Genomic DNA, 12,479 nt, shown 5'->3' with positions numbered 1-12,479 from the left:
ACCTGTAATGGGGTCAATACTTGTCCCACCGTTACTGCTACTCCTCCTACATATAAGGTTCCCATGGTTGGTAAGGTCTCAATTCTATAGTTGGCTATTGTGCCATCTGCATCTGTTGCTGTCAAAGCATTTATCGCCGTTTGACCTGCTGTTGAAGCTATCGGTGCATTGGTATCGTTGTTGGCTACTGGAGGATTGTTGGTAAAATTGATGGTAACAGTAGCAGGTGTAGGGTCAACTAGACCTGTATTATCAAAAAAAGCATAATCAAAAACCACTGTTCCAACACTTGGAAATGAAGGATCAAGCGTTAATAAAGTTGAATTATAACTTGCTATTACTTGCTCATCTATAACAGCAATACCATTGTAATACAATGTTCCATTTAAAGGCAACTCTTTAATAATGATAGAATTAGTTACCCCTAAACTTCCATCCTCAGGATCAGAGCCGCTTAAAGTTGGAATAGTAACTGTATTCGTACCAGTCGGATTCAAAAATGTTCCAGATGCTGTATTTGAACTTGGTAACTGATTTAAACCAAAATTTACTCCTGTAATATTTGAAGCTACAACCGTAATGGGCGTATCACCTGAAGGGGTTCCATCTCCACTAGCTGCTGTACCTTCACCAATAGTATAATAACCTGTTGGAAAAGCAATAACTGGGGCCGGGTTTCCGAGAACACCTGTATTTGTACTTATCCTTACTGTAAAGCTACCAGAATCTATATTGTTGAAAATGTATGTTCCATCCGAATTTACAGTAGCAATGGCAACTACATTACCTAAAGTATTCACCAAATAAGCGTATAACCCTCCAAAGTTCGAACCTGTTCCATTAATTAATGAATTATTTAAACCATTTGCATCGCTATACACATTACCTTGAATACTAATACAGTAAGGTAACCTGAAGTTTAATGTTCCAGATTGCTCTTCCAAACCCCAAAACCAAGTATTGATAGTACGTAAATTACCAAAGTCATCATTTGCATTTGAAGGCGTATCTGAGCCTTCTCCACCAGGAAGAACAGGTGGTACAAGTAAAGAGCTTCCATAAGTTCCATTCCAACCGTGGCCTGGAGAATCTTGTCCTAGAACACTGTTATCCACACCTGCTCCAGTAGTATTATTTGCATGGTTGGTTAAACTAGCATCGTCCCAATACATCCTGAGATTTGGAACTGAAACTGGAGAAACAGCCGAGAGTGTAAACCCGTTTCGGTTCATTTCAGCATCGTATAAAGGCAAATTTATTCTACCTCTTAACATGCTAATTTGAGAAGTTACTGTTGTATTTGGCGAAAGTACATTCCCAAGACCGTCTAAACCATCCCATGGCATGAGATGGCTACCTGCAGTAACACCAAATGCCTCCAATATCCTATCCGTTGTACCCTCTTGAAATCCTGCGGTACCATTAACATCTAATAAAAATTTTACATCACCATCGACGTTGGTAAAATATGGAATAAAATATGCACCAGCACAACCAGTTACGTTACCATTGAGCGTTGGAGCGGCAGCTAAACTAGCTGAAGGATATACTGAAGCGTCTGGTTCGTTCAAAAAGGTCCTGTAGCCTCCTGACAATACAGGAGCTGAAACGTTGGAATTAATTGATTTTCTACCAATTGCCCAGTCTGTTTGCAAAGGATCAACCCCATAGCTATTAAATGCAGGAATAAATGATAAAGGTTGAAAATCATTGAACTCAACTTTTACAACTGTTTCATCATTTGTATAGCTATACAAAGTCGGACTCACTGGGTCTGTAAAAGTTCCTGCAAAATTATCACCTGGCTTAGTAGCCCTAAAAGACCAATTCTCACAAAAAACTCTACCATTTACTATGGCAGAAGTAGAAGTTCCAACTGAAAAATCAAACCAAGGAGCTACAAATGTTGAAGTACTACTGGTTGCACCACCATCACTACTTCTATATATTTCAAAATAATAATCTCCATCCGCTGATGGATCAAAAGTAATAGGTGAATAAGCAGTTGGTCCAGCGACTGCATCTGCATAACTATTGATATTCACTGTAAATAAAGTTGCTGGGACGATTTCAGTACCAGCGGAATTCTTTATTTTATAATAGACGTCAGTTAAAACTGAAGCACTTCCAGCAGTTCTAAGATTTGCTCCAAAATAAAGGTTTTCTGTAGCATTATTTTCAATATGAAAATAAATTCTATTCCTTTGAAGAGCACCAAAACCTGATCCAAATCCACTGGATGGCTGAAAATACAAGGAAGCAATTTTTTGATCAGTAGGTGAAACCTGCTTAGTTCCCTCCCCGAAGCTATTAAAAGCAATACTGGTCAATAACAGGAAAACGAATGTTGAAAAATTTCCTTTTAATTTCTTAGAATTAAGGACATTTACAGTCATAATTAGGAATTTTGGCGGACTTTTCTGGGTCTCTATTTAACACTTATTAGGAATGAAACGAGAAAAAATCCAATCTTTTGATTGAAAAAAATTATCTATCGTATCCACTTTCAAAAAATGTGCCAAAAGAATTCATGTTTCCTATTTAAAAACAAACCTATCAGTAAGAAAGAATACAACTAATTAAAAATCATATTATTGCAAATTTTATTAACCTCAAAAAAACTTAAAAAAAATATTTCAAAAAACTACAATCCCCTTGAATAAAGGGACATTTTAAACCAAAAAAAAGCTTTCCTTCTTTAGAAGAAAAGCTCATATTATGTATAAAAAAACCATTGTTTTAGACCATAGACCTGAGTATTGAGATTATATTTTGGGCAACTCAATATTTACTTTAGCCTTCAAATCATTCAGTAAAGTATAAAGGCCAAAAAAGGTTCTATTGACATACAAGCCGTGTTGAGAGCCTCTTGCTGCATTGGCATTTTTTAGTTCTTTAACTGAGGCCACATATTCAAAATATCCATACACTTCTTGTACATAAGAATCGTCACCAAAGTCAAATGTGGAATGAGTAAATGGTCGCCCCAGAATCTCAATCATTTTGTAAAAAAGATCAAAGAAAAACTGCTGAAACTTCTCCGAATCCTCCTCCAAAATAAACTCTAATTCCTTAAATATTGCCATCATCTTTTCAGGCTTGTCCAAAATATTCGGATTTATCAAAGCAAAATAACTGCGATAAAAATCTTCTGGAATAACTTTGATGCAGCCAAAATCCAAGATTCCCAACTTGCCGTCTTGGGTAAACAAAAAATTACCCGGATGTGGATCAGCATGAACAGCCTTCAAGGTATGCATCTGAAAATGATAAAAATCCCACAAGGCTTGTCCAATCTGATTTCTTGTTTCTTGAGAAGGATTCGTTGCCAAAAACTCTTTCAAATGCAAACCATCCAACCAATCCATTGTGATGATTTTCTCAGAAGAATAATCGGGATAGTAGCTAGGAAAAAAAACATTTTCTAAATTCTCACAAAGCTTGGTAACCTCCATAGACCTCCGCAACTCTAGCTGATAATCAGCTTCTTCCAAAAGCTTAGTTTCAACTTCTACAAAATATCGGTCAATTTCTGCATCATTCAGATTGAGCAGTTGCACGGCCAATGGACGGGCCATCTTCAAATCTGAACTGACACTTGAAGCCACTCCAGGATATTGTACTTTTACAGCTAAGTTTTTTCCATTTTTTGTAGCCTTGTGTACCTGGCCAATACTCGCTGCGTTGGAGGCTTCCAAGTTAAAACTATCGAATATTTCAAACGGAGATTTGCCAATACTTCCCTTAAAAGTCTTGATTACCAGCGGCCCGGACAAGGGAGGAGCTGAATATTGTGACATGGCGAATTTATCGGAATATGCCTTAGGCAATATGCTTTTGTCCATACTCATCATTTGAGCCATTTTGAGGGCACTACCTTTCAAATTACTTAAAGCCTCATACACATCCTCAGCGTTTTCTAGATGCAATTGGTCTTTTGTAAGCGTAGGATCCATCAGTTTTTTGCCATAATGTTTGATATAGTTTCCACCAACTTTGGCAGTGGCTTTCACAAATTGAGTGGCTCTGGCTACTTTCGAAGTAGGAATACTTTCTTGGTTTTTCATGAATTTATTAAATAGACTGAAATTCAGTACTTTAATTACTGAAAATCAAATTTCATTTCTTGTTCTGATATAAAAATTTACCCAAATCCAACAGACTATCAAAAGGTGTGCGACCTAACCAATCCATCGTTGTATTCACAGATTTCTCAATCAGTGTGTCGGTTTTTTCAAACAATCTGCTGTCGTCATTTATCCAAAAATCTATGATGGCCAATATCAGCATCCAAACCAAGTCTGGATATTTTGAAGTCAAAAATGGAATGGTTCTTGGCTCTATTTCTCGAGTTTCTTGCCCAAAAACTACCAATTCGTTCATATAATCCAGAAAAACCTCTTTGGCCTGATGAAAATCAGCATTGGGTTTCATAGCAAAAGGCTTCTCCAATTTCTCACTGATTTTGAGCATATAACTTCTATTGTGCTTGGCATTTTCTATTAAAGTGAACAGAAAAGAAAGCAACTTCTCCCTCACAGAATATGATTCATACACCTCCTCTTTTCTGATATCTATGATGGTTTCTTCCACCAAATGCTTCCAAAATTCGGCATTAATTTGCTTGAAAGAGTTGTAGTTGTCGTAAAATTCCGACTCCTCTATTTTGAGTTTTTTCGTAAATTTAAAAATCGATTCTGGCTCATGTCCATGCTCAAGCACATAGGCCATATATTGTTCTTTTATCTTGTTTCTCATAGAATTATCCATAAATATTTGAAAGAAATGACGTTGTATTATTAATCGTTTTAAGTAAGTTTTTGGGATATTTCGAAATCGGTAAGCCCAATAAATCGGCATAATTCTCTCCCAACAAGTATCTGCTTTGAGCAACAAAATATCCATTAGCCAATTCACTGTTAGCCATTTTTTGGTAAGAAATGCCGAGCGATGCCGTAAGCTGTTTCCCAATTTCTGATGACCTAAATTGCCTTTTTGCTATGGCTTTATCGAATTTTATGGCCTTGTGTACATCAAACACCAACAATTCTTTTTCTATGCCCAAAAAACTACCTACCACAGCCCAATGGTGATAATAGGCTTTTTCGAAAACTGAATCTACTTCTACACCCAATTTTCTTAATCCTCTCAAAACTATCAATGAAAATGATAGATTGGTTCCGAGCATATCTTCTTGGTTGATGGGTATCCCCCATTTCATGTCCCATTTTCCAGATTTGAGTATCATAAATCGCCAAAAAGCATGCATTAAACGGACTTTTAGAAGCAAAATACTGATGGTTTTTTCTTCCCAAAAGCGTTGCGTCATTACGTTCTTTACGAACTTGCCCGTTTCTAACAGTCGGTTGTAGGTGTCGTGTTGAATCCTGCCCGAAAAACCCAATACTCTCGCTCCATCTTCACCCAAATAACAGTAAGGAAGCGAGTAACAGCCCAAAATAATTCCAATATTAGCTTGGTATTTCTTAAAAAAATCAGTTGCTCTTACAATTTCTTTGAAGTCATAAAAAGGTGGTAAACTTTTATTATTTTCAAAAAATGCTATGGTTTCGTCGTCTTGTTCAGAAAAATCATGCCTGTCGAAATCACTTAAAAAAGGCATTAGAATCGCACCTAATTTATGTGCATGTTTTTCAAAAAGCTTTTGCATGAGTTCATCCGCAAGTAAATCGCCTTTTTGTCTGTAAGCATCTAACCCCTCTTCCATTTTGAAGCACCTATGTTGTTTCCTTAAAAACACAAAAAACACTGGTTTTGTTTGCCCCCTCTCATAATATATTCCTGCAAAATGCTTGAACAGCTATCTCTTTTAGCAAAAAGCAATAGCAGTAGGTAAAAACCAACATGAATTATTATTTTTGTAAAAAAACCTCATTTTCTATGTCAGCCCAAACACGAATTGACGAACTTACTGACCTCCTCAACTATTACAATCACCGCTATTATCAAGACGCAATCTCTGAGGTTTCCGACCAAGAATTTGATTTTTTACTGAAAGAATTAGAATCTCTAGAGAATCAAAATCCTTCTTTAAAAAGGCCTGATTCTCCGAGCCACAGAGTTGGGGGAACCATTACAAAGTCATTCGACACAGTTGCACATAAATATCCGATGCTTTCATTGTCCAATACGTATAGTGAGGACGAACTAAGAGACTGGGACGACAGAATAAAAAAAGGCCTCAATGGTGCTGCATATGAATACATATGCGAAATAAAGTTTGACGGGATCTCGCTCTCTTTGACCTACGAAAACGGGATTTTGGTCAGAGGAGTTACGCGTGGCGACGGAACGCAAGGAGACGACATCACGACCAATATCAAGACCCTGCGAAGCCTTCCTTTGAAAATAAATCAAAAGAAATCCAATGCTTCTCAGATAGATTTATTTGGCAGAAACAACATTGGGCTTGATTTCGAGATTCGTGGAGAAGGTTTTATGCCTAACGAAGTATTTCAACGGATTAACTTAGAGCGTGAAGATATTGGCGAGGCACCGCTGGCCAACCCTAGAAATGCGGCTGCAGGTACTTTCAAAATGCAGGATTCTGCCGTGGTGGCCAGTAGAAACCTTGATTGCTACATTTATCAGTATTTATCTGAGAATGATGAATTCAAAACCCATGAAGAAAGTCTTGTAGCCCTTAAAACAGCCGGATTTAACGTTTCGGATAGCTATAAAAAAGTAAATGACATTGAAGGAGTGATTGCCTACATCAATGAATGGAGTGAAAAGAGACATAGTTTGAAATGTGCCACAGACGGCATAGTGATAAAAATAAATGATTACGCTCAGCGAGAAGACTTGGGCTTTACAGCGAAAAGTCCACGATGGGCGATTGCTTACAAGTACAAAGCTGAGTCAAAATCAACAGAATTATTGGATGTAACCTTCCAAGTTGGGCGTACCGGGGCCATTACGCCAGTGGCCGAACTCAAGCCGGTGGAACTTTCTATGACCACCGTCAGAAGAGCCACGCTGCACAATGCAGATGAAATAAAAAGATTGGGATTGTCTATCGGCGACCAAGTTTTTGTAGAAAAAGCGGGAGAAATCATTCCAAAAGTGACAGGTGTGGACACCACAAAACTTCGTGACGAAGCCACAAGAGAAAGTTCAAAAGTTGGTTTTCCGACCAATTGCCCGGCTTGTAACTCCGAGTTATATAGAAATGAAGGTGAAGCCGCCTATTATTGTCCAAACGAAATGGGATGTCCGCCACAAATAAAGGGAAGGATTGAGCATTTCATTCAGAGAAAAGCCATGAATATTGATTCGCTGGGCGAAGGCAAAATTGAGATTTTAATGGAACAAGGCCTAATTTCAGATGTTTCGGATCTCTATACATTGAGTTTTGATAGATTATTGGGAATAGAAAAAGTACATACCGACGAAACCACTGGAAAAGAGCGTAAAGTGAGTTTCAAAGAAAAAACCGTTCAGAACATCTTGGATGGTATAGAAAATTCTAAAAATCAGCCTTTTAGCAAAGTGCTTTTTGCATTGGGCATTCGGTTTGTGGGCGAAACCACCGCTCAAAAACTAGCGGCCTATTTCAAAACTCAAGAAGCCTTACAAGCCGCTAGTTTTGAAGAACTACGAAACGTGCCTGATGTGGGTGAAAAAGTGGCCCAAAGCCTCCAATTGTATTTTCAGGAAGAAAAAAACCTCAAAATCATAGAAAACCTCAAAAATGCGGGACTAAAATTTGAGGCCGAAAATATAGTATTGGAAAAAGAAAGTGAAGCACTGATGGGCAAAACATTCTTATATACGGGTACTTTTGAGTCGTTTTCAAGAGAGGAATTGGAGCAAAAAATTGACAGCAACGGCGGAAAACTGGTCAGTGGCGTATCAAAAAAACTTGATTTCTTAATAGTAGGTGAAGGAGCAGGACCATCAAAACTCAAAAAAGCAGAAGACCTCGGCGTAAAAATGATCAACGAAGAAGAATTCAAAGCAATGCTGTAATTGCGATTACAAAAAAATAAACACAAATGGTTCATTATATCAGCCAGCACTGTTTGAACACAATCAAAATTCTGTATTGAGACTTTTTATTCTAATTTGTAATTCTTAAAGAATTTTGAGTATGTGAGTTTGCTGGGTGTTGTTTTTTTTGCTTCGTTTTTTTTCAAAAAAAAATGAAGGCCCCGCTGGCAAGCGACACATAGTATATCAAAAAACATTTTCTAAAGTCCGAAATTATAAACCATTAATTGATTAGAACCAAAATATTTAAATGAAATACCTAAAACTCATCCTCAAAGCCCTCAAAGGCGATGAGAACATGGACTACACCAGTATATCCATCAACAAAGCCCTCTTACTTTTAGCCGTTCCGATGGTGGTGGAGATGTCCTTCGAATCCTTATTTGCACTGGTTGATGCATTTTTTGTGGCCAAATATGTAGGCACCAACGGCATGGCCACAGTAGGACTCACCGAATCGGTACTGACCATTATATATTCCTTGGCTTGGGGCATAAGTACAGCCGCCACGGCCATTATTGCCCGTAAAATAGGCGAAAAGAACCCGCAAGACGCCTCCAAATCATTGATGCAAATCATCAACATTTCGGCTGGAATTGGGGTAATTTTGGGTGCATTCGGTTATTTCTATTCGGGAGAAATATTAAAACTTATGGGTGGTTCTGACGAACTCATCAAAGAAGGAATAGGCTACACGCAGATTCAGTTTTTGAGTGCTCCTATCATAATGTTGTTGTTTTCCTTGGGTGGTGCATTACGGGGAGCTGGAAACGCCGCTTTGGCCATGAATGCCATGATTATCGCCAATTTGATCAACATGTTTCTGGATTTCATCTTTATCCCCATCATGGGCATGGGTGTTGAAGGAGCCGCGTTGGCGACCATCATCGGCCGTAGTGTGGGCGTGGCTATTCAGCTCTCAGCGTTTTTTGCCAACAATATCAACCTCAAACTTACATTCAAAAAATGGTTTGCCGATTGGCGTTTGATTTTCGAAATTCTGAAAATATCTGCTGGCAGTGCGGGACAATTCATTATACAATCGGCCAGTTGGGTGTTTCTGATAAGGATATTGTCAGATTTCGGCTCTGAAGTAGTGGCGGGTTATACCATTGCTATCCGAATTATTGTATTTACCATTCTTCCTTCATGGGGACTGGCCAATGCAGCAGCTACGCTGGTGGGGCAAAACTTGGGAGCCAAACAACCCGAAAGGGCAGCCAAGTCGGCATGGCGAGCGGCGTTTTTCAATATGGCTTTCTTAGGCATAGTGGCCATTCTGTTCTTTATTTTTGCCCGACCATTGGTGATGCTGTTTGACGAAAATCCTGTGGTAATGGAAACTGGCGTAGAATGTCTGCAAATACTGTGTGCGGGCTACATATTTTTTGGCTTTGGCATGGTGATGTCGCAAGCCATCAACGGATCGGGCGACACCAAAACCCCAACGGTGCTGAATATCATTGGTTTTTGGGTTTTGCAGATACCGATAGCCTACATTTTGGCCGTAAAATTGGAATGGAAACAAACGGGCGTATTCTGGGCAGTAGTAATCAGCGAATCCATCTTGGCCATTTTAGCCATTCTATATTTCAAAACGGGTAGGTGGAAGAAGAATACTATTGATTTTTGATAAGTAGGTTTATAAATTTTTTATTTGACCTATTCTGCTAAAGTTAAAAAAACGACATTGAATCTTGACTGATGCGGAAGACCATTAGACAAACATTGTAAATAATCACTTTTTTTTGGAAAATCAAAAAAACAAGCACGCACGCCAAAGTGCAACAGTTTCAAGATATAATACAAAACAATACAAAAAGTACTATTATTTTTGCGTCTATTTATGAGTTACCAGCAATGCTGTGCAGACCCTCTTCTTTAAGTAAATCTCTTTTGATGGGGAATAGTAATATTTCAAGTGAAATAATATGTAAGAAGGTTTTATAAAATTGACTATATAAAAACGATACTTATCCGAATCAAAAGGACTCTAAGAAAATGACATCAATTATTTTTTTAAGGGAAAATAAAACAAGCAGGTTAAACTTTGTAAAATATTTATAGTCTATTGAGAAATAAAACTAGACCAATGAATAATAAACTAATACTATCAGTAACTTCAACCACATTTTATTTAATAATTCTTTGGATTACATTCGTAAGTTGTAAAAAATCTTCTACAGAAACCCCAGCTGTCTCTACAGCAAAGGCTGACTTGACCAAATTGCCATTTGGAGGAACTGGTTCAACAAAAATCATTATAAGAAATCAAGGGGGTTCTGCTCCAGATTTTACCTCGTTGTGGCTTTGCGGTCTTCCTGCAAATGGAGCTGGTGCTAACAATGCAAGAGATTGGACAAATGCTGACGGCACTTGGGATTATACCAAAAAACCCCAAGTGGGTGGTAACGTAATTTGGAATGGTCAATTCAATTCAATAGTAGATGCCAATGGTAATAGAATTTTAACGGGTAATGGTTTACCTAATCACCCTACTGGTATTTTCCCAATAACTCCAGGTACAATTGCTTATAATTACGACCGTAACCCTAATATTATAACAGCACAACCTTTAAATGTAACTTATCCTTCGTTACCGAAAGAAGCAGCTTCGCCAACTTGTGTTGGTTTTGGGCCAGCCGGTTACTCACTTACTGGAAGTGCCATTTATCATGGAGCATCAACATTAGGTAATGATGCGGCTGCACATGAAATGTTAGACAAATATGGCGGACACACAGATGGGACACAAAGATATCATTATCACTTTCCTTCAAAAGATTTACAAGACCATATACACGTTAGAACTTCTGGCCATTCAGCCCTTATGGGTTATATGCTAGACGGATTTGGTATTTATGGCCCTTATGGCGAAAATGGCGAATTACTTTCTTCAAAAGATTTGGATGTATGCCATGGCCATAAACATCCAGTTATGTGGGACGGACAAATGATTAACCTATATCACTACCATTGGACGTATGATTTTCCTTACAATATTAGTGCTTACAAAGGAACACCAAGATAATCATGACTAAAACTAAAAAAACATGTTCAAACAAAAAATAAGTCTTTTACTTGCTTCATTAATTGTAGTTTGTTTTTCTTGTAATAAAGATAATGCAACTGAAACGCCTACTGCGGTAACCACATCGCCGAATATTCTTTTAATCATAGCAGATGATTTGGGCAAAGATGGTATAAAAGGATATAGCGAAGGAAGTATAAAGCCCAATACACCAAATATTGATGCTATACGAACCAAAGGGTTAATGTTTACTAATTTTTGGTCAAACCCAGTTTGCTCCCCAACAAGGTCTTGCATCATAACTGGAAAGTATGGCTATAGAACTGGGGTAAAAGGTGCTTCAGATGTATTATCACAATCCGAAACTACCTTACAGAAGTATATCAATAATAACTCAAGTAACAAATATGCCACAGCAATTGTTGGTAAATGGCATTTGGCAGGCTCAAATAATACATATAACCCAGAGTCTATGGGTATTGATTATTATACTGGAATTATAAGAGGAGCAGTTACAGATTATTATTCATGGCAGCAAACTGAAGATGGAGCCTCAACAACACAAAGCACATATGTTACAGAAGCTTTTACCACCAAAGCCATTGATTGGGTGGCACAACAAACTAAACCTTGGTTTTTATGGTTAGCATACAATGCACCGCATACTCCCTTTCATGTGCCACCCAGTAATATGCACAGCCAGGGAGCATTACCGGCATACAAAACAGGTATGAATGCAATACCCTATTATATGGCTGCAATAGAAGCAGTGGATTTTCAATTTGGAAGGTTACTAAGTAGTATGCCTTCTGATAAAAGAGATAATACAATTATTGTTTTCATTGGTGATAATGGCCCTGTTAATTCAGTTGCACAAAGCCCTTACTTAAGCTCAAAAGTAAAAAGTACTTTGTACCAAGGCGGTATTAATGTACCCATGTTTATTTCTGGCAAAGGCGTTACAAGAACTGGAACTGAAACAAGCTTAATTGATGCTACTGATTTGTATAGCACTATTGCGGAAGTTGCAGGAGTAAATGCAACACAAATAAATGATAGCAAAAGTTTTAAAGCATTATTTACTGGTAGTGCTACTATACGGGATTTCCAATATTCAGAATATAAAGATGGAACAGATGATTTATGGGCTATTAGTAACGGAAAGTATAAATTGATTGTAAGTTCAACAGGGGCAAAACAAATGTTTAACTTGTCAACTGATGCTTATGAAACAGTTAATTTACTAAATGGCACACTAACAACAGAACAAACTACAACTAAAACAGCATTAGAAACAGAGTTGAATAACATTAGAAGATAATTGGTTGATATTAACGCTTTATTAGAAATCGTATTTTTAATAAAGACCTGCCTTGCTAAATTTTAATAACAAAAAAGCACAGCAGGCAACATTTGGTATTATGCAAATTGGGCA

8 protein-coding genes are annotated in these 12,479 nt (G+C 37.7%); 4 read left to right on the top strand and 4 right to left on the bottom strand.

Annotation, left to right across the window (positions count from 1 at the left end):
• The 4 genes from EGI24_RS08080 to EGI24_RS08065 all read right to left on the bottom strand — a co-directional run.
• A partial coding sequence (locus EGI24_RS08080) for a hypothetical protein (RefSeq protein ID WP_255047859.1) occupies positions 1 to 2,396 on the bottom strand: 2,396 nt, incomplete at its 3' end.
• Between the two features lie 369 nt (positions 2,397 to 2,765).
• Positions 2,766 to 4,067, bottom strand: coding sequence for an AarF/ABC1/UbiB kinase family protein (locus EGI24_RS08075; protein ID WP_255047858.1), 1,302 nt, complete (start codon positions 4,065 to 4,067; stop codon positions 2,766 to 2,768).
• A gap of 52 nt (positions 4,068 to 4,119) precedes the next feature.
• A complete protein-coding gene (locus EGI24_RS08070) occupies positions 4,120 to 4,758 on the bottom strand; it encodes a TetR family transcriptional regulator C-terminal domain-containing protein (protein WP_255047857.1) in 639 nt (212 codons plus the stop codon).
• A gap of 4 nt (positions 4,759 to 4,762) precedes the next feature.
• The gene (locus tag EGI24_RS08065; RefSeq protein WP_255047856.1) at positions 4,763 to 5,728 is read right to left on the bottom strand and encodes an oxygenase MpaB family protein; all 966 of its coding nucleotides are present in this window, start codon (positions 5,726 to 5,728) and stop codon (positions 4,763 to 4,765) included.
• 173 nt (positions 5,729 to 5,901) lie between these two features.
• Here EGI24_RS08065 and ligA point away from each other — a divergent pair, with 173 nt between their 5' ends.
• The 4 genes from ligA (at position 5,902) to EGI24_RS08045 (ending at position 12,365) form a co-directional block, all read left to right on the top strand.
• Positions 5,902 to 7,992: an NAD-dependent DNA ligase LigA gene (gene ligA, locus EGI24_RS08060; protein ID WP_255047855.1), complete on the top strand. Its 2,091-nt coding sequence runs from the start codon at positions 5,902 to 5,904 to the stop codon at positions 7,990 to 7,992.
• Positions 7,993 to 8,263: 271 nt separating this feature from the next.
• On the top strand, positions 8,264 to 9,646 hold the full coding sequence (locus EGI24_RS08055) for an MATE family efflux transporter (protein WP_255047854.1): 1,383 nt from the start codon (positions 8,264 to 8,266) through the stop codon (positions 9,644 to 9,646).
• A gap of 459 nt (positions 9,647 to 10,105) precedes the next feature.
• Complete coding sequence (locus EGI24_RS08050) at positions 10,106 to 11,044, top strand: YHYH protein (RefSeq protein WP_255047853.1); 939 nt, start codon at positions 10,106 to 10,108, stop codon at positions 11,042 to 11,044.
• Positions 11,045 to 11,066: 22 nt separating this feature from the next.
• Positions 11,067 to 12,365, top strand: coding sequence for a sulfatase-like hydrolase/transferase (locus EGI24_RS08045; RefSeq protein ID WP_255047852.1), 1,299 nt, complete (start codon positions 11,067 to 11,069; stop codon positions 12,363 to 12,365).
• The last annotated feature ends 114 nt before the right edge of the window (positions 12,366 to 12,479 follow it).

The sequence above is a fragment of the Lacihabitans sp. CS3-21 genome, from assembly GCF_024343675.1.
Classification (GTDB): Bacteria; Bacteroidota; Bacteroidia; order Cytophagales; family Spirosomataceae; genus Leadbetterella.
The sequence above is the reverse complement of the archived record's forward strand: the minus strand, read 5'-3'. Positions and strand labels throughout refer to the sequence as shown.

Coding starts and splice junctions, on each gene's coding strand:
- EGI24_RS08075 (WP_255047858.1), bottom strand. CDS start 4,067: ATGAAAAACCAAGAAAGTATTCCTACTTCGAAAGTAGCCAGAGCCACT.
- EGI24_RS08070 (WP_255047857.1), bottom strand. CDS start 4,758: ATGAGAAACAAGATAAAAGAACAATATATGGCCTATGTGCTTGAGCAT.
- EGI24_RS08065 (WP_255047856.1), bottom strand. CDS start 5,728: ATGGAAGAGGGGTTAGATGCTTACAGACAAAAAGGCGATTTACTTGCG.
- ligA (WP_255047855.1), top strand. CDS start 5,902: ATGTCAGCCCAAACACGAATTGACGAACTTACTGACCTCCTCAACTAT.
- EGI24_RS08055 (WP_255047854.1), top strand. CDS start 8,264: ATGAAATACCTAAAACTCATCCTCAAAGCCCTCAAAGGCGATGAGAAC.
- EGI24_RS08050 (WP_255047853.1), top strand. CDS start 10,106: ATGAATAATAAACTAATACTATCAGTAACTTCAACCACATTTTATTTA.
- EGI24_RS08045 (WP_255047852.1), top strand. CDS start 11,067: ATGTTCAAACAAAAAATAAGTCTTTTACTTGCTTCATTAATTGTAGTT.